The 19219-nt window shown below is 39.3% G+C and carries 19 protein-coding genes; 4 read left to right on the top strand and 15 right to left on the bottom strand.

All coding sequences use genetic code 11. The features are described 5' to 3' along the window. Nucleotides 1-20: 20 nt before the first annotated feature. The 4 genes from IGJ49_RS06125 to rpsT all read left to right on the top strand — a co-directional run bounded on the left by IGJ49_RS06125 (nucleotide 21) and on the right by rpsT (nucleotide 1792). Nucleotides 21-476 carry a DUF441 domain-containing protein gene (locus IGJ49_RS06125; protein ID WP_010735644.1) on the top strand — a complete coding sequence of 152 codons (456 nt, stop codon included), beginning with the start codon at nucleotides 21-23 and terminating at the stop codon, nucleotides 474-476. 70 nt (nucleotides 477-546) lie between these two features. Then, the gene (locus tag IGJ49_RS06120; protein WP_010735645.1) at nucleotides 547-672 is read left to right on the top strand and encodes a hypothetical protein; all 126 of its coding nucleotides are present in this window, start codon (nucleotides 547-549) and stop codon (nucleotides 670-672) included. Between the two features lie 195 nt (nucleotides 673-867). Next, nucleotides 868-1137, top strand: coding sequence for a hypothetical protein (locus tag IGJ49_RS06115; RefSeq protein ID WP_010735646.1), 270 nt, complete (start codon nucleotides 868-870; stop codon nucleotides 1135-1137). Nucleotides 1138-1537: 400 nt separating this feature from the next. Beyond that, a complete protein-coding gene (gene rpsT, locus IGJ49_RS06110) occupies nucleotides 1538-1792 on the top strand; it encodes a 30S ribosomal protein S20 (RefSeq protein WP_010735647.1) in 255 nt (84 codons plus the stop codon). A gap of 114 nt (nucleotides 1793-1906) precedes the next feature. Here the strand turns inward: rpsT and holA are convergent, their stop codons facing one another. The 15 genes from holA to recQ all read right to left on the bottom strand — a co-directional run bounded on the left by holA (nucleotide 1907) and on the right by recQ (nucleotide 18938). Continuing rightward, complete coding sequence (gene holA, locus IGJ49_RS06105; RefSeq protein WP_349520314.1) at nucleotides 1907-2953, bottom strand: DNA polymerase III subunit delta; 1047 nt, start codon at nucleotides 2951-2953, stop codon at nucleotides 1907-1909. Between the two features lie 36 nt (nucleotides 2954-2989). Next, nucleotides 2990-5266 carry a DNA internalization-related competence protein ComEC/Rec2 gene (locus tag IGJ49_RS06100; RefSeq protein WP_438722761.1) on the bottom strand — a complete coding sequence of 759 codons (2277 nt, stop codon included), beginning with the start codon at nucleotides 5264-5266 and terminating at the stop codon, nucleotides 2990-2992. Beyond that, on the bottom strand, nucleotides 5259-5741 hold the full coding sequence (locus IGJ49_RS06095; protein ID WP_438722759.1) for a ComE operon protein 2: 483 nt from the start codon (nucleotides 5739-5741) through the stop codon (nucleotides 5259-5261). The genes IGJ49_RS06100 and IGJ49_RS06095 overlap by 8 nt, the downstream gene beginning before the upstream one ends. A 19-nt stretch (nucleotides 5742-5760) precedes the next feature. After that, nucleotides 5761-6414 (bottom strand): helix-hairpin-helix domain-containing protein, encoded by a 654-nt coding sequence (locus IGJ49_RS06090; RefSeq protein ID WP_438747909.1) that lies wholly within the window; start codon nucleotides 6412-6414, stop codon nucleotides 5761-5763. A gap of 122 nt (nucleotides 6415-6536) precedes the next feature. Further along, nucleotides 6537-7679 (bottom strand): hypothetical protein, encoded by a 1143-nt coding sequence (locus IGJ49_RS06085; protein ID WP_349520311.1) that lies wholly within the window; start codon nucleotides 7677-7679, stop codon nucleotides 6537-6539. Between the two features lie 304 nt (nucleotides 7680-7983). Beyond that, entirely contained in the window at nucleotides 7984-9027 is a 1044-nt protein-coding gene (locus tag IGJ49_RS06080; RefSeq protein ID WP_438722756.1) for a SepM family pheromone-processing serine protease, read from the bottom strand. After that, a complete protein-coding gene (gene coaD / locus IGJ49_RS06075; protein ID WP_438722754.1) occupies nucleotides 9017-9508 on the bottom strand; it encodes a pantetheine-phosphate adenylyltransferase in 492 nt (163 codons plus the stop codon). The genes IGJ49_RS06080 and coaD overlap by 11 nt, the downstream gene beginning before the upstream one ends. Beyond that, nucleotides 9509-10066, bottom strand: coding sequence for a 16S rRNA (guanine(966)-N(2))-methyltransferase RsmD (rsmD, locus tag IGJ49_RS06070; protein WP_023519532.1), 558 nt, complete (start codon nucleotides 10064-10066; stop codon nucleotides 9509-9511). It abuts the gene before it with no gap. Between the two features lie 183 nt (nucleotides 10067-10249). After that, entirely contained in the window at nucleotides 10250-10591 is a 342-nt protein-coding gene (locus IGJ49_RS06065; RefSeq protein WP_010735656.1) for a YlbG family protein, read from the bottom strand. After that, nucleotides 10575-11006, bottom strand: a complete 432-nt coding sequence (locus tag IGJ49_RS06060; RefSeq protein WP_041684405.1) for a YlbF family regulator — start codon at nucleotides 11004-11006, stop codon at nucleotides 10575-10577. The genes IGJ49_RS06065 and IGJ49_RS06060 overlap by 17 nt, the downstream gene beginning before the upstream one ends. Then, a complete protein-coding gene (locus IGJ49_RS06055; RefSeq protein ID WP_062805346.1) occupies nucleotides 10993-12123 on the bottom strand; it encodes a CAP-associated domain-containing protein in 1131 nt (376 codons plus the stop codon). Before IGJ49_RS06055 ends, IGJ49_RS06060 begins: the two co-directional genes overlap by 14 nt. Nucleotides 12124-12140: 17 nt before the next feature. Further along, a complete protein-coding gene (locus IGJ49_RS06050; protein ID WP_349520307.1) occupies nucleotides 12141-15569 on the bottom strand; it encodes a pyruvate carboxylase in 3429 nt (1142 codons plus the stop codon). A gap of 21 nt (nucleotides 15570-15590) precedes the next feature. Next, nucleotides 15591-16757, bottom strand: a complete 1167-nt coding sequence (locus IGJ49_RS06045; RefSeq protein WP_010735660.1) for an FtsW/RodA/SpoVE family cell cycle protein — start codon at nucleotides 16755-16757, stop codon at nucleotides 15591-15593. 2 nt (nucleotides 16758-16759) lie between these two features. Continuing rightward, complete coding sequence (locus IGJ49_RS06040) at nucleotides 16760-17062, bottom strand: YlaN family protein (RefSeq protein ID WP_010735661.1); 303 nt, start codon at nucleotides 17060-17062, stop codon at nucleotides 16760-16762. A 97-nt stretch (nucleotides 17063-17159) separates the two neighbouring features. Beyond that, nucleotides 17160-18938 (bottom strand): DNA helicase RecQ, encoded by a 1779-nt coding sequence (gene recQ / locus IGJ49_RS06035; RefSeq protein WP_023519528.1) that lies wholly within the window; start codon nucleotides 18936-18938, stop codon nucleotides 17160-17162. Nucleotides 18939-19219 lie beyond the last annotated feature (281 nt).

Here is a 19219-nt window from a genome sequence, read left to right as displayed (position 1 = left end):
TTAGAAAGTGAGGTTTTTTGATGGAAAGTTGGTTATTTCTTGGGTTGATCATGCTGGTAGCCGTCCTTGCTAAAAATCAAAGTCTGATGTTAGCGACTGGTTTTATTTTACTTGTTAAGTTTATTCCTGCATCAAAAGATTTTTTGACATGGCTCCAAGGGAAAGGAATAAATATTGGCGTGACGATCATTACTGCGGCGATTTTAGTGCCTATTGCTACAGGTGATATTGGTTTAAAAGATTTGCTTGATGCGTTCAAATCACCTATGGGTTGGGTAGCGATCTTCTGTGGTGGCTTAGTTGCTGTATTGTCGTCTAAAGGCGTTGGCTTGATTGCGACAGATCCACAAATCACTGTGGCTTTAGTTTTTGGAACGATCTTAGGCGTTGTGTTCTTAAAAGGAATCGCAGCGGGCCCTGTGATTGCTTCTGGAATCGCCTATTGCATTCTCCAATTGTTTTCTTTTAATAAATAATGATGCATCTAGTGGTTGAGAAAAGGATAATTTTTTTGTTCGTGGTATACTAGTTTTGAGGTGATCGCATATGCAAAAACTAAAATATTTCTTTGGGACTGTTGGATGGTTTTTATTGGCTGTTCTATTGATTATTGGATTGACCTACTTACTATTTCCTGATTTAATCCAAAACGTCTTTGATGCCAATTTTTAATATACGTAACTATTTTTTTAAATATCTATAAAAAAAGGCGAAAAACTTGAAAGATCTTGGGATTATTCAAGTTCTTTCGGCTTTTTTTTGGCTTGGTGCTTCTTTTTTGTTATACTAAGTGTAAGTGCACCTCTTTTATGCAGGAAATTTTAAAAAAAGTGCGAAATGTTTGATTTAGAAGAAAGGAAGACGCTCGTGGAAACTTTTGAAGGTCTTTTGATTGATACGTATGTTTTACAAGAACAACCAATGATGTTGACTGGTTTGAATCTCCAACTTGAAGATCGGGTAATCAATTGTCTAATTAAAGATCGCTACTTGGCAAAATATGTTTTACGTTTACCTTTAAACAAATATGTATTGGAAGTTAGCGGAAAATGGAATCGTCGAAATCAATTAGTCATCAAACGAATGATGATCAAAAACATCGATGAATACATCAAAATCATTGGAACACCCGAATAGCTCCTTTTCATGCATTCTAATTAGTTATAAAATAACTAATCTATGTTAACGTTATGATTCATTGATTTGAAGCAATCGTATCCCTTTTCAAAAAAAACTTTGCAAACGGTTGACTTTGTTATATACTATTTCAGTACCAAACATCCCATTCAATTATTTATTTACCAAGATAAATTAAACCACGTTTGGTTAAGCGCTCGTTGTCTCCCACAACAGCGCTTTTTCTTTTGTTTTTTTGTTTTTCTGCACTCATAAATCCACGCTCTCTGATATTTCTTACGTGTTAAGGAAAAAAACTTGTCATGTTGATATTGCAATGCGCGCTCGCATTAGGTATAATAATGAATGTTGAATTATGCGGTAACACGCGTAAGAACTTTACTTATCGGAGGTGAAACAAATGCCAAACATTGAATCTGCAATCAAACGTGTTCGCACAAGCGAAAACGCGAATGTAAAAAATTCATCTCAAACTAGTGCTATGCGTACTGCAATCAAAAAATTTGAGGATGCTGTAGCTTCAGGTGCTGACAACGTAGATGCGTTATATAAAGACGCTGTTAAAGCGATCGATATGGCTGAAACTAAAGGTCTTATCCACAAAAACAAAGCAAACCGCGACAAATCTCGTTTAAGCAAAAAAATCGCTAAATAAGGAAATCGGCCACGGCCGGTTTTTTTATTTCCTTTTTCTATACACAAATACACACAGTTTGGCTGATCCCTTTGATGATCAACCGAACTGTGTGTATTTGTGTTGCTATTGTTTTTATTTATTATTTAATCTTTCAGCTGCCTGAAACACAAATAATTGGAAACTCAATTTCTTTTCGATCTGTCCACTTTTTACTTGATAGTCCATCTCGACTAATTGGTCGAACAATTGGACTAATGTTCGTTCATCGAACTTCCTAACTTCTTGCATTGCCAATTTTACCCGATAGGGATGGATTTTCAAAGTTTCCGCAATGTTTGCTTGTTGGTACCCGATTTTGACTAAAAATTTCGTTTGGAGATACAATCGTAGTTGGGAGAGTAGGATCGCATTGATCTTGATGATCTCTTCCCCTTGTGTGACTAAATCTTCAAATAATCGCAGGGTATGTTCCGTATCTCCAGAAAGCATATATTGTGTCATGTCAAAGATATTATGTTCCAATGTCTTAGGCACTAATTGTTCGATTTCTTTCGCAGAGATTGCTGATTGATTCTGTCCATATAACATCAATTTATCTAATTCTGCCATCATTTTTGATAAGTCTAAATCAGTCAATCGTAAAAAAAGGGCAATTGCTTTACGATCTAGAGTAAGCGGTGTATTTTCTAATGTATTCAATAAATACTGTCGCACTTCTTTTTCATTCAATTGATGAACATTGATCGATATCGCCGTTTTCTTCAATTGTTTCGTGACTTTTTTTCGTTCATCTAATTTTTCATAAGGCGCAAAAAAAACGAGTACGGTTGATTCAAGCGGTTCTTTTAAATAGTCTACTAAAAGATCTGTGTTTTGTTCGATACTGTTGCTGTTTTTTTCACCCGTCAAAAAATAAGGGTTTTCGACAAAAACCACCCGTTGATCACCGAAAAACGGTAAGGTTTCTGCTTCAGCGATTACGTCATCGATCGTTGCTTGAGTCATATCAAATCGCAGAAAATTAAGGTCATCTTCTCCTGATATTTGTATTTTCTTGAGGATTTCTGTACGCACTTGGTCTTGTAAAAACTTCTCAGTTCCTAAAACGAGATAACAAGGTGCGAGTTTTTCTTTACGAATTTTTTGTAGTTCAACTTGGATACTCACATCTCTCACCACTTTCCAATTTATCCTATCACGAGAAAACAAAAATTACTAGTCTATCATTTTCTGAAGTCGGCCATTTTTTGTCCAAATAGGATGCCAATAAAAAGTGATCGCTCCATTTTTATCTGTTCGATAAACTGCACTCTCTAAGCTTTCTAACGTTTCAAGGACTTCAGGATGTGGATGGCCATAGCGATTGTCAAGCCCGTTAGATAAAATCCCCATCTTCGGTTGTAAAGCAGCCAAAAACATAGGATGACTCGAACTACGACTCCCATGATGTCCTAGTTTCACGACCTCCGCCCTTAATGTTGGGTAAGCATTCAACAGGTCGAGTTCCCCTTCTTGATCCAAATCCCCCAGTAATAAAAAGCGCTGCTTCTTATATGCGAACCAGAGAACCACTGAATCTTCATTTTTTCCTTGCCCTTCTTTACTTGGCATCAAAACGTACAAGTCAAAGCAAGCAGATATTCGATCTCCTTGCCTGACTTCTATGATCTTGGTTCCTAACTGACTAATTTTTATCAATCGTTCGCGAAACTTTGGCTCTTTGGCAGCGCCCCAACCAATATATATCTTTTCAATGGTGAAATGTGACGAGAGTGTCTCTAATTCTCCGATATGATCAGTGTCATTATGTGTGAGAAATAGTTTTGTGATCGTGGTGATCCCTTGTCCTTTTAAATACGGAACGATATTATTTTCTGCATAAGGACGAGTAATACGTTGCTGCCACGCTTCTGTTTCAACATTTAATCTGCCCCCAGTATCGATTAAAATCACTTCTTGTTTCATCGGACTTTTTAGTAGGATACTGTCGCCTTGGCCGACATCGATAAAGGTGATCGTAGTCGAGGCATCAAGTAATGGTATCAAGAAATAACTGAGGAGGAGTGATAATGAATAAATGATTTTTTTCCATGGCGGAATCGTTACGCTCTCAAACAAAAGTAAGAGGACGACAATACTCAATAAAACGAAATAAAAAGCGGGTTGCCCGATCGTCAGTGTGGAGAAATCAAAACAAGAGAGGAAGTCTTCAAAGAGAATCAAACACGATTCGAGGATTTCTAATAAGGACTGCGGAAGGATGTTGCCTGCTAAAAAGAGAATGATCACCCCTGGAAGAAGGACGTATTGGAATAATGGAATACCAAGTGTCGTGAATAGGCCACCTAAAAACGACCACTCATAGAAATACCAAGCACTTAAAGGTAATTGGATTGCACTTGTTTGGAATAAATAGAATAAACGATTGTTCCAACCTTTTGATGAGTGAGAAAATGTCAAAAACAATAAACTCATCCATATACTTAATTGCGCGCCCATTTGAAGCAGGATCAATGGATCGAACAATAAAAGCAACCATAGATTCAAAGAAAAGCAATCAAGCGTAGATAGTTTGATTGCTGCCAATTTAAGTATAAGCTTCAACATAAATAAGCTCCCTGCTCTAACCACAGAAAATGAGCCTCCAGCTAATAGGATATACCCCACTGTAAGTAATGTCAGTGGAAGAATCGTAATAGACAAAAGACAGCCACTTCGTCGAAAAAGATAATACAAAAATCCTAAATAATAGTGGACATGCATCCCAGAAACTGCGAATAGATGCAGTACCCCAGTGGCTTTAAAAATTGATTCGGATTCGCGAAAAGAAGCATCACGATAACCGTAAAGTAAAGCGTTGATATACTTCCCTATTTTTTCAGGATAGCGTTTTTTTACATAATTGATTGCTTTGCCACGGAGGTCACGAAATAGAGTCACCCCTCCCATTGTTGAAGGCAGGACTTGAAAATCAGTTCCATGAAACTGACCACTGGTTCGTGATCCCTTCAGATATTTGACCGCATCAAATGCATAACGATTACGCAGGGATTCAGGTTTCTGATAACTGCCAGTTACTCGAAGTTCGATCGGATACCCGCGAAAGTCTTCCCATTGTTGTGCTTCTGCTTTTGTTTTGGCTTGATAACTTAGCTGTACTTTTTGTTTCGTTGGGATTCTTCGCGCCTCTACAATCAACCAGTCGCCATTCCGTTGAATTGTATCGGTCATCAATAGAAACTCTTCAGTTGTTTTTGTGTGATCAATCGAGGGAACCTCTGAACGAAGACAAGCCAACCAGACTGTCAGACTGCAAAAACAACAAAGATAGATCACGGCTTGCTTGTGTTTGAATAGGACCAGAAGAAAAAGACCAGCAACGATCAAGCGAGAAAGATCATGCTCCTTATAGTAAACGAAACATAAAATGACCGAAGACATTGCTGGTAAAATCAAGTAATTACGAACTTGTTCGCCAAATTGTTTAATCAAGTTCTCCTGTTGACTCTTGTTGAAGTTTAGCAAAATATTTCATATCTAAATTGACTTGATGGACGGATGCACCTAATTGGGTAATCAATGACTGTGCATAAGGGTCATTGCGATAATCATGCAAGTAGTGGATTTTCCTGATTCCTGCTTGAAGCAATGCTTTTGTACATGCCAAACATGGAAAATGGGTGACATAGATCTCTGACCCTTCTGTAGGAACTCCAAGTTTTGCACATTGGAGTAACGCATTCATTTCTGCATGGATCGTTCGTAAACAGTGACCATTCACGACATAGCAACCTTCGTCGATACAATGAACATCCCCACTCACTGCGCCGTTATAACCACCCGCAATGATTCGTTTTTCTCTAACTAATGTGGCACCTACTTCTAATCGTGTACATGTACTTCTTAATGATAATAATACGGCTTGTGCCATAAAATACTGATCCCAAGGAATTCGTTCATTGCTCATAATTTGTCTCCTCATTGGTTTATTCTATTGTAATTGTAACGAAGTTTTTCAGTTTTTCAACTGTCTTTTCGCCAAATCCCGATATTTCTTTCAAACTTTCAATTGTTTGGAAGGAACCGTTGGTTTCGCGATAATTGATGATCTCTTGTGCTTTCATTGCCCCGATTCCCGGAAGCTCCTGTAATTCAGCAAGGCTGGCAGTATTAAGATTGACTTTCTTTTCCTCTGGCTGTTCTTTTGCCTTTACTTCCTCTGCGAACTGAGGCATCTCTTCCCCAACTTGGGGAATATAAAGCACTTGTTGATCCGAAACTTTTGCAGCAAAATTGATTTGTTTTTCATCAGCGTGTGCAGTCAATCCTCCTGCTTTTTCAATGATATCAAATACACGTTCCTCGTCGGTAAATGCGTATATTCCTGGTCGATGGACATTGCCTTTCACGTCTACATACATGATTGGGTCGTTTGTCGTTGTTCCGGTTGTCGCAGTTTTTTGGTAACTATCCGAGCTTGTAGCAGTTAGCAACGGTACGTTACTAGCTTCATTGATCTTAGTTGGACCGATCTGACGGTATAAGACCACTCCTACTATCATACTAACTGATACACTGCATATAAAAAATAGAATGAAACGTTTTGGCGAATCAAAGATTTCTTGAACTATTTTCTTCATTGGTATTCTTTGCTATTTCATTTTCCTTTCTAAAAAATAGTGAAAAAACATCTATACTTCGATGTTCCTTCACTATTAGATACGCCTCAAATGATGATTTCTTTTATTTTTATATCCACGGTTTATTTAGTTGGTTCTATCCTTGGTTTCGGCTTCAAACTTGGAGAAGGCGGAGCTGGTCGTCGATTTTCCCCTGACTTACTCATTGCTGCTTGTTTGGTCATGCCAAATGAACGTTTGCCTGAGTCATTATGACTATTAAAAACCATACGGTCGGACTTCCCAGATCTGTTCTCTATTTCCAAGATTCGTTGTTTCACCGATTGCACAGCACCTTCTACAGATAAGTTTTTTGACGAAATAAGTCCTTGATTGATCGCAGATTTTACTTCTCGAGGTTTCGAATCACGTCGTTCAACCTCATCTTTCAATGAATTTTTTCTTCCATTATTTTCTTGCAACTCTGAAATTGGTGATAACCGTCTTGGTTGTTTGCTTTGTTGCTCATGATGACCAGTAAATGCTCCCTCGCCATGAACGGAAGAATTTCTGTGGTGTCCAGTTATAGGTCGTTCGATTCGTTCCTCTTCATTATGGGAAACTTCTATATACGATGAAACTTTCTCCCCATTGTTCGCTCGTCGGATTACTGCGTAAATAACGGAGTCATCTTTTCCATGGATAGTTATCTTGCGAGACTTCTCGCTTTCTCCACCTTCCTCTAGGAAAGAAAGGGTACTGTAGTGTAATTCATCTTCTGTTTCAGGTTGACGCCATTTTTTTTGCTCCGAAGATTGTGCTCGAAGCTGTTCCCTTAGTTTCAACCCGCGAGCCGTAGGGATAGATTTCGCTCTTGAAGCTAAGCGCTCGATTTCATCAACGATTTCTTTTGAATCAATCCATACATCTTTAGCAACAATCGATTGAATATATTCTGATTTAAAATATTTACTATTCAAATCCTTTAGTGTATTCTCATATTTTTCAGGCTCTTTATTCTTACGCCTAAGAATAAAATTGAAAACTCTATCCGTTTTACTCAACTTCTTCTGTCGAAAATCTGCAAGTAAGCGCCTGGTCCACAACACACCGTTTCGATGTTTTGACAGTTGGTCTTTCGTTTCTTCCAGTTGTTTGTCAAAATCAATCAATACACGTTTAAAGTCTGCTGTTTTCCGCAAATGCCCAAAATTTTTTTTATACTTTTTTTCGGAGTAATATTCTCCGATATCGAATGATGATTGGCGATTGTTTGGTTGTTCCATGTTTTCCTTGCCCCTTTCTAACTCTTTTTTTATTATGGTAGCAAACTTACTTAAAATTACCTACAAAATAACAAAACGTTTTTTTGTAATTATTGAAAAAAAAGAAAAAGAGGGGACATGAGCCCTTTCGTACCACCTAAACCGAATAAGCGGCGGGAACAGATAGAAACTCTTCGAAAAATAATGCGCCACTCACAAAAATTTAAAAAACAATTTTCGTGGATGGCGCATTATTAGTTGAGGCTAAACATGTCTAGACCTCGCTTTAAAATATGAGTACAAAACATACAAGTCGATAAACCGTTTATTTCATGTTCTCAAGATACTCTAAGGCATCTTGCACTGTTTTGACCGGAACGATCTTCATCGATGTATTGAGTTTTTTAGCCGCAGCTTTGGCTTCTTCATAGTTCGTTTTGATATCTGGATTTTCTTTTTTCACTTCCTCAGAAATCGTATCATCTGGCGCAAAAAAGATATTCATTCCTGCTTCGTCTGCACTTGCCACTTTTTTATCGATTCCACCGATTCGTCCCACTTCACCTGCACGATTGATTGTCCCTGTACCGGCTATTTTTTCCCCTTTACGGATATTTTGATGGGTCAACTGTTCATAGATCTCCAAAGTAAACATCAAGCCTGCTGAAGGACCACCGATTGAACCAGAATTGATTGCCACTTCTGTATCTGTGGCGATTTCTGTATGGTCGGTCAACGTGATCCCGATTCCTGGTTTTTTATCTGTCGATAACTCGATCAGTTTACCTGAAGCTTCTTCTTCTTTACCATTGTGGATGAAGGTGATTGTGACAACCTGTCCTACTTCTTGCCCTTTCACGTACTCCATAAATTCTTCCGCACTCTTAAAACTCAAGCCATCTACTTTCGTCACCGTATCTCCAACAGATAATTTCTTGTAAAAGCTCGAATTTTTTTCGACACCCATGACATAGACACCTTTGAATTCCAACGTATAAGGAATATTCGCTAGTTTCAATGCTTGCTCGATAGCGGCATTTTGTGAGGACTCCATATAATATTTTTGCATCTGATTATATTCTTCATTTGTCGCTCCACCAGTCAACTCTTCTTCACTGATAACATCTTTGAAATCTGACAGCAGTGCGGAGACGACACCAAATCCTGTTGCTCTTCTGATTCCTACAGAAGTGAGAGAGAAAGAGCCTGATTCTTTATCTTCTTGGTCATTGACTGTGATCATATCTTTAAGATCAATTGTGGCACCTGGAGCCTCCACATAATAGGGTAAAGGAACAATGACAAAGCCTGCTAATAACGTACCTAAAAGGATTACGGATAATGTTTTCCACCATTTTTTATTCTGCATCACTTTCACGCTTTCTAGCTAATGCTTCGTTGATCACAGTAGGTAAATAGGTGCTCACGTCCCCACCAAAATAAAGAACCTCTTTAAGCATACTTGAGCTGATATGGCTATACTCTGGTTTTGCCATAAAAAGCACCGTCTCCAATTCAGGACTCAAATGATGATTCATTTGCGCAATGTCACGTTCATATTCAAAATCTTTGAAGCTGCGAACACCTCGAACCAGCGCTTGAATACCTAGTTCTTTTGCCGTCGTCACTGTCAACTGTGTCTCTTGGTGGATCACTCGGACATTTTCTAAGTGTGCGACTGCTTGTGTGATCAATTCCAAGCGTTCCTCAGCCGTGAACAATGTTTTTTTTGATGGATTGATAAAGATACCGATGATCACTTCATCAAACAACTTCGCAGCTCGTTCGATCGTGTCTAAATGTCCCATAGTCAATGGGTCGAAACTCCCTGGAAATAAAGCTCTTCTCATTTATATTTCCTCTTTTCTATAAATGGTCACCGCAGAGATGCCATAGGTCTGCTGTTTGATTTGTTGAAAATTTCCTATTGTCTCAGGAAGCTCCACTGACTTATCTGTTTCGCATACGATCAAGGCAGCATCCTGAAAAAGAGCCAATTCTTCCATACGTTTAATTTGATCGACGATTTTTTGTTTAGCATAAGGTGGATCTAAAAAAAGAATATCAATCTTTTGATCTTCTTTCGCCAGTGACTCAATCGCTTTATCAGCATCTAATTTCATTGTATTGAATTTGTTCGGTTCTTTAGTGATTTCAATATTTTCTTTGATTATTTTTAGTGCTTGATAGTTTTTCTCCACGCAGATTGCGTAGCTACAGCCTCTGGAAACTGCTTCGATCGCTAGACCCCCGCTTCCTGAGTAAAGATCCAAAACGACCTCTCCATTAAAATAAGGACCGATCATGTTGAATATCGACTCTTTGACTTTATCAGACGTCGGTCGAGTATTTGGCCCTGCTAAACTTTTTAAACGGCGACCGCCGTAATCTCCTGAAATTACTCGCATCTACTCACTCCTTGAAACATACTGTTATTAGTATACCAAAAAAATAGACTTGATTCCGACTAAAATCGTCAATTCTCAAGTCTATTTTTTCTTAATTTAACTTTTTATAACTATTCAAAATCTTTTTATCACATTTTCTTCATTTTCGTCGATTTTATTAACTATAACGCTAGACTCTCTTTACTAGAATACGTGATCAGCTAAGCGGATCTTGGTGTTTAATTCTTCGATCTCGAAGCCTTCTTCTTTTGTGTCCGCCTTTTTGCCGATTTTTTCAGCAAAATTCATTTCGATATCTGGTCGATAAGAACGTTCGACATTTCGTACGAAATGTAATTTCTTGATCCTTTCTTCCGTTTGTTCATAGTTGTCTTCATTTAAATACATGATCACATACTTCATTTTACGAGAGACATAATGCACTAATCCAAATTTGCGAAGATTTTTCAATTGTTTTAAACTATATACCCACACGACTAACCCTCGCCGATGTGTTTGTTCAAATTTTTTATTTTCTATGTCCATGGCAGTTTCCTCCGCACCCTTCACTTTTTTCAAAAAATGGACTACCTGCACTGATTTTGATCTCCGTCGAAATCGTATGTGCAAGTTGTTTTCCAATGGAATCTAGTATCTTTTGTAATTCTGTTTCACTTATTCGAAAAGCTGCTACTTCCTCATTTAGATCCAACTGCCTTTTGGCTTGGCGTACAGTTCGTTGTTTTTCACGAAACTCTGGAATGTACTTTCCATAAGGTGAAATTTCTTCAAATGCTTGTCTGCTTACAATAAAATCATTTTTTAACTGGTTGACGTTGATAGAAGTTTCCATCTCTTTTTTAGTTTTGAGATATTGTTCCATCATTTTACTTGTTACAATCGTTTGAACAAGCTGATGACACTGGTCCTCCAGTTCAAACAACTCCTCATTGATTATCACTGCTTTCACTAGTCTCCTCTTTTTCCTTCATTAAGACTAACATGTTTTCTTTCGAAAACGCAACGCCTAACTGTGTTGGTTCTTTTTCCAAGAATCGATCATGATAATAAGGATCAGTATATAACAATAACACTGAAAAAGTCGGATCAATGATTGGATGCATGAAAATCCCAGTTGTTTGATCTAATTGTCGTTTTTCCACTAAGCGATTGATTTCATCATTTGACAACGTAAATTTAACTGTAGTTTGCGAAGTCTGTGTTGCCATTTGCCACTCTGCCAAACGATTTTCTGCCAACCATTCTTCTGGTTGTTCGATAAAGTCTGTTAACAGTACATTCGTTTGGATCATAAAATCTGGAGAGTAATGATAATCAGGCAGTTCAGCTTCTTGGCGTAATCTCGTCAATACTCGAGTGATGACACGCTCTCTTGATTGATTGATACTTTCCCAGTCTGCTGAACTGTCCATTTCGTAGTGGGGCAATCCCTCTCCAAAGACCTGGTAAGGCATTAATTTCAATAAGCTTTTCTTATTTAAATAAACTGTTGAAAATAATCCACCTGTGTCTTGATCAAAGAAAAGCATCGCAAATGTACCGTTATCAAAAGCAATCAAGGGACGATAATTCATGTCTTCTTCAGTTAACTCGATTCCGACTTCTGTCTCTTCATACTCAAATGTGAAGTTCGGAAAAATCGTTGTAATCTCTGTCAGATCCTGCATAGTCATGCCAACGGCAAATGGTGTCAAACTAGTTGCGTTCGCATTTAAAACTTTGATAGCCTCTACTCGGTCATTTTGTATATTTGCTTCAAGTACGATTTGTTGAATTGGATCTTGATAATATCTGATCTCAAAGCCGAATCCGCTCGTCAAACGATCTTTAGGTGAACCAATCTCTGCTTCTAATTCGGTGACTGATCGACCAATATATGTAGAAAAGCCAGTCGCATTTAGCTCCTGGTATTTCCAAGACGTTACCTGATTTTGATTTCCTATCAGTTGTTGGTCTTGCGTGGATGTTTCAAGTTTGGGAGGGAACACTACTGGCTCCAAATATAAAGCCGACGTGACGAATAGTAGTGTTGCTATAAATAGACCTAGTCGTTTCAAATGTTCCCTCTCCTTTCTTATTTTTCTGTAACTTCGATCAATAGATCTCCTGAGGCAATGGGATCGCCAGCAACAACATAGAGATGTGCGATTTCTCCATCAAATGGTGCTTCAATGGCCGTTTCCATCTTCATTGCTTCAGTAACCATCAATGTATCGCCTCTTTTGACCGTATCGCCTTTTTTCACCAAGACGTCTAAAACTGAACCGGACATCGTCGCACCGATTTGTTCGCGATTGGTTGGTTCTGCTTTTCGTCTAGTTTTTACCGCACTGACGATCGACGTATCTTTGACGGTGATTTCTCTTCGTTGACCGTTCAAATTAAAGAATAACACACGATTTCCTTCAATATCAGGTTCACCGATCTCGTCTAAACGAATGATCAGGATCTTGCCTTTTTCGATTTGAACGTTGACCGTTTCCCCTAAACGAATCCCTTGGAAGAAAGTCGGTGTATCCAGTAATGTGACATCGCCAAATTGATTATAAGCGGTCTGATAATCCAAGAAGACTTGTGGATACATCAAGTAACTCAAGACTTCTTCTTGTTTTGGTTCATAGCCGATCTTTTTAGCTAATTCTGCTTTGACTTTTTCGAAGTCTACTGTTTCAGCGAACAATCCTGGACGTTCGGTGATGGCTGGACGACCTTTCAAAATGATCTTTTGGAGTTTTTCTGGGAACCCGCCTACTGGCTGGCCTAATTCACCTTGGAAGAAGGTAACGACTGATTCAGGGAAACTCAATGTCTCGCCTTTTTCGTAAATGTCTTCTTCGCTCAACTCATTTTGGACCATGAACAAGGCCATATCGCCTACAACTTTAGAAGAAGGCGTGACTTTGACGATATCACCAAACATCAAGTTTACTGTGTGGTACATTTTTTTGATATCATCCCAACGATGACCTAAGCCAACTGCTTTGGCTTGTTGTTGTAAGTTCGAGTATTGTCCACCTGGCATTTCGTGCATATAAACTTCAGTTTCAGGTGCATTCAAGCCATTCTCAAATGGTTTGTAATACATGCGAACATCTTCCCAATAGTGATTCAACTGTTGCGCATTTTCAATATTGATTTCTGGTACACGTGGACCATTGACCAAAGCGTAATACAAACTGCTCATACTTGGTTGGCTAGTATTTCCACTCATCGCACTCATCGCTACATCGACGATATCGACACCCGCTTTAGTTGCTGCTGAGTAAGTGATGATGCCATTGCCACTCGTATCATGTGTGTGTAAATGGATTGGTAGATCCGTTGTCGCCTTCAATTCACTGATCAAGCGATAAGCAGCTTGCGGTTTCAACAGTCCTGCCATATCTTTGATTGCGATCAGATGAGCGCCTAACTGTTCCAGCTCTTTTGCCATGTCCTTATAATATTGCACATTGTATTTCGCACGACTTGGATCATTGATATCACCTGTGTAGCAAATCGTCGCTTCTGCAATTTTCCCTGTATCACGAACGGCTTGGATACTCTTTTCCATTTGCGGTACCCAGTTCAGACTGTCAAAGATCCGGAAGACATCGATGCCTTGTGTCGCTGCTTCTTTGATAAATTCAGCGATCACGTTGTCTGGGTAGTTGGAGTAGCCGACAGCATTCGATCCTCTAAAGAGCATTTGCAATAAAGTATTTGGCATCAAGGAGCGAATCTTTCTCAGGCGTTTCCATGGATCCTCATTCAAGAAACGATAGGCGACGTCAAATGTCGCACCGCCCCACATTTCGCTTGAAAACAGCTCAGGAAGCCCTTCACCAGTCAATCGCGCGATTTCTTTGAAATCTTTTGTGCGCACACGAGTAGCCAATAAGCTTTGATGGGCATCTCTAAACGTGGTATCTGTCAATAACACATTTTCTTGTTGTTTGACCCAATCCACTAATGCAGAAGCGCCGTCTTTGTCTAAAACATTTTTTGCTGTGATGTAATCCGGACGAGTGATCAGCTCTTTTGGCATACGTGGTGCATCGTAATATGGTTTTTCACCACGTTCAATGCCAGGGAAACCATTTACTGTGATTTCTCCGATGTATTTCATCGTTTTATTTCCACGGTCACGTAAGCGTGGGAAGTCAAATAATTCATTGGTACTATCGATGAACGTCGTTTTAGCTTGTCCTGATTGAAATTCTGGGTGCAAGATGACATTCAACATAAATGGAATATTTGTTTTCACTCCACGGATACGGAATTCTCTCAAGCAACGTTCCATTTTTTGGATCGCTGTTGCAAAATCAGCCGCATGGGTACAAACTTTTACTAGAAGCGAATCAAAATATGGGGTAACGATGTAACCTGCATAGGCATTCCCTACATCTAAGCGGACGCCCATCCCACCTGGTGAGCGATACGTATCGATCTTACCAGTATCTGGTAGAAAGTTACTCAATGGGTCTTCCGTTGTGATCCGACATTGGATGGCTGAACCTTTGATTTTTATTTCACTTTGCTGTGGCAATCCGATTTCTTTATGCAGATCTTTTCCTTGTGCAATCAATAATTGCGTCGTCACGATATCGACATCCGTAATCATCTCAGTGATCGTATGCTCCACTTGGACACGTGGATTGACTTCAATAAAATAAAATTCGTCATTTTCCACTAAAAATTCGACTGTCCCTGCATTGACATATCCCACATGCTTCATCAACTGGACAGCGGCATCGCAAATACGTTGACGCTGTTGCTCATTCATCGAAACACAAGGAGCAACTTCTACGACTTTTTGATGACGCCGCTGGACTGAACAATCCCGTTCAAAGAGATGGATGATGTTTCCATGGGTATCCCCTAAGATCTGGACCTCGATGTGTTTCGGATCAGCGATATACTTTTCAACATAGACTTCATCACTACCAAAAGCAGCTTTCGCTTCGCTTTTTGCACGTTCATATCCTTCGCGAGCGCCTTTTTCGTCATATGCTACACGCATCCCACGACCGCCACCGCCTAATGCTGCTTTGATCATGACTGGATAGCCATGACGTTCAGCAAATGATAAAACTTCTTCAATTGACTCTACTGGACCATCTGTCCCAGGGATCGATGCGATACCAGCTTCGATTGCTGCTGTTTTCGCTTTGATCTTATCGCCAAAAATATCAAGATGATGAAGTTCTGGCCCAACAAAAGTGATGCCTTCTTCTTTGCACCGTGTGGCAAAGTGTAAGTTTTCAGATAATAATCCGTAACCGGGATGGATCGCGTCCGCTCCACTAGCTTTAGCAATCTCAAGAATCCCTTCAATATCAAGATACGCATCTATCGGTCTTTTTCCTTTACCAACTAGATATGCCTCATCCGCTTTAAAGCGATGAACGGAATATTCATCTTCTTCTGCATAGACACCTACAGTTTGGATCCCTAATTCTGTACACGCGCGAAATACCCGTACAGCAATTTCTCCTCTGTTAGCTACCAAAACTTTTCTCATCGAATCACTCCTACGTCAATTTTAGTAAATACCTAAACTCTTACGTTTCTCATCTGCGCTGATATTCAGGACGAAACCTACGCAGATCGAAAGCATCAGCAAACTCGAACCACCTTGACTCAAGAATGGGAATGTGATCCCTGTCAATGGGATGATCCCAGTGATCCCGCCAAGGTTGACAAATACTTGGATCAGAAACATCGAACCGATCCCGATACATAGCAAAGAATTGAATGGATCTTTTGAGCGGATGCCCACTAAGATGATACGCGCAATCATGAACATCAATAAAGCTAAGATCAAAATACCCATGATCACTCCTAATTCTTCTACTACGATGGCATAGATAAAGTCGGTTTGCGCTTCTTGTAGAAATCCTTTTTTCTGGATACTATTCCCTAATCCGCGACCGAATAGACCACCGTTGAACATCGCATAATAACCATTCACCATTTGGTGTCCGTTATTCAATTCATCAGTAAAAGGGTTTTGAAAAATCTCAAAACGATGATAAATATATTGTAGGCGACCAGGGAAAAGTTTCCCTTGGGTCACGTTGATCAACCAAATTGTTACTACACTAAAAATGATTCCTCCGACACCGACGATCAAGGTGTAAAAATAATTGACGCCGCTAGCTAATAGTAACACGATGATGATCAAAAAAATAACCGTTGCATTCCCAAAATCGGGTAGACTTGCCACTAACACTGTCAAGGCAAGTACTAACAATAAAGGTCGTTTGACCGTTGCAATGAAGTTTTTTTGCACACTCATTTGTCTCTGTGACAAAGTAAAGGAAAGATACCAGATGGCAATGATCTTTAGGTATTCGGCGGGCTGGATAGAAAATCCGGCAATTTCAAGCCAACCTTTTGCACCATTACGTTCTTCCCCAAAAAATAAGACGATCAATAATAAAATCGTCAAGACTGCGATAGCCGCCATGATCAATCGCTGATTTTTCAATACACCGATTTTCATTTTGTATAGGAGTGCAATAACGATCAAGCTAAGCACCCAAAAAATACTTTGATTGATGACTGATGACGCTGGATTGCTCCCATTTGCTAATAGCAAGTAGGAGGTGGAGCTATAAACCATGATCAACCCGATGATACATAAAATCAAATATGGAATCAAAATACTGTAATCCAACAGATGCCTTTTTTTCACTTTATTCGGCAAGCTTATTCCCCCTTGCCACTTTCTTTTTTATCATAATTTTCTCGGTAAACTTCATTGTATAAGTGATTCAATTGACGTTCTAACTCACTGAGCATCAGTTGCCCTTCTTTTTTTTCAATGATCCCTACACGTATCGCAAAACTCACTTGTTGAGAAAATCCATACATTTGTGTATCGACTACCTCTTCAAAGGCTTTGCACTGCGAGATACAAAGACTGTTTGTTTGATTTTGGATCAAACGCTTGATGCGATCTGCCTCATCAATCAACACATTGAGTGCCGTCTCTTTTGAAAGAGAATCCATTTGCCTTTCCCTCCATTTCTAAGTTCATTCATTATAGCATATTTTATGCGATAACTGAGCAAGAACCTAGATTTATCTAGGCTTTTTTTTAGGTTTTTTAACTGTCACTTGGCGTAGCGCTTTCTTGGAAATTTTTGATTACCTGCAAGAACATTTCACCGTACTTATCAAGCTTGCTTTGCCCTACCCCTTTGATTTGGAGAAGTGCCAATCGGTCATTTGGTCGATGCTGACTCATTTCTTTGAGTGTCGCATCTGAAAAAACAACATACGGCGGAACACCTGCATCAACAGCTAAATCAGTCCGTAACTGGCGTAATACTTCAAATAGACCATCCGTTTCGTCATGCGACAATTGTTGCACTTTTTTGGGTTCCTTTTTGTGGACAGTTACTTTTCCCATAAGCACTTGCACCCCAAGATCGCTGACTTTCAAAACAGGGTATTCACCACTAGCCGCAAGTAAGTAGCCACTTGAAATCAGATAGTCGATCAACTGTAATATATTTTTTTGTGACAGATTCCTTAGTAGACCATAAGTAGACAATCGATCAAACTGAAACTGTTTGATTTTCTGATCTTTTGATCCGGCAAGGACTTTCATTAGTAATTGTTTTCCGTAGTTCTCACCCATTCGTTTCAAACAAGACAAAACCATTTGCGTTTCTGTGGTCACATCGACAAGTTCACGATCATCAAGACAGTTGCCACAACGCTGACAAGGCTCGCTTGCTTCTCCAAAGTAAGAAAGAATATATTGTTGCAGACAGGATTCGATATGGACATATTCAGTCATTGCTCGGATCTTGTCGTATTCCTTATGTTTTTGTGCTTCCTCACGTTGCGATTGTTGAACAAAAAACTTTTGGACTTGCACATCTTGTGGCGCAAATAGCAAAATGGCTTCACTAGGTAAGCCATCTCTTCCGGCACGACCAGCTTCCTGATAATATGCTTCTAATGAACCTGGTATTTGGTAGTGAATGACAAAACGAATATTACTTTTATTGATCCCCATTCCAAAAGCGTTCGTTGCTACTAATAGCTGAATACGATCATAGAGGAAAGCTTCTTGCATTTCCGTCCGTTCCCTTTCTGAAATACCGCCGTGGTATCTGCCAACGGAAAAACCAAATTTCGCCAACAACTGATATAGTCGATCCACTTCTTTTCTAGTCGCGGCATAAATGATGCCGGATTGATTTTGATTCACTTTTAAATACTCGACCAAATATTGTTCTTTTTTTTGATCTTTGATAACCTGCAACCTCAGATTTTCTCGTGCAAATCCAGTTTGAATATGGTTCTGTTCAGGGATTTTTAAAAGTCTTTTGATATCTGTCGCTACAGGGACAGTAGCAGTTGCTGTCAAGGCCACGATGGGCGGACGCTGAGGAATACCTTCTAAAATATTCGCCATCTGTAAATAACTGGGTCTGAAATCATGCCCCCATTGCGAGATACAGTGGGCTTCATCAATGGCAATCAAGCGAACGGACCAACGATTCATCGCTTGGATAAAATCAGGCATGATAAAACGTTCTGGTGCAACATATAACAATTGATACTTTTCTTCATCTAATGAACGAAAACGTTGTGCCACTTCATATCCTTCTAATGAACTATTAATAAACGTAGCAGCGATCCCCAGTTGATTCGCAGCATCCACTTGATCTTTCATCAAAGAGATCAAGGGAGAAACGACGATCGTCACCCCTTCCAAGGCTAGCGCAGGTAGCTGATAACATATTGATTTTCCGCTTCCAGTCGGCATGATACCCAAGACATCTTCTTGAGCCATGATTTTTTCAATGATTTCTTTTTGGCCTGGGCGGAAAAGCTCATATCCAAAATATTTTTTTAATAACTGCTCCACATGCGCCCTCCTCGATTTCTGTTTGTTTTTACACTTTCAAGTTTTACTTCTTTCATCTAACTATTAATTACGCATTTTCTCAAATGATTCATCAGACATGTACTATCTATTCTACTTCTGTCTGCTCATAAGAGCAAGCCTAACTCCGTGAAACAAAACACCATTTGTGAAACCAAAAACAGAGTGCTTTGAGTTTTTTAAAAGTTCTTTAAAAAATTCATCTTGCCGTTCTTGCTTTCATTTTTTGTTTCTTTAAGTTCTCCACAGCTAATGATTGACTT

Origin of the sequence: Enterococcus sp. AZ171 (genome assembly GCF_051714005.1) — a bacterium.
GTDB classification, from domain to species: Bacteria; Bacillota; Bacilli; order Lactobacillales; family Enterococcaceae; genus Enterococcus_B; species Enterococcus_B pernyi.
Note: the sequence above shows the minus strand (reverse complement) of the source record. Positions and strands in the feature narration are given on the sequence as shown.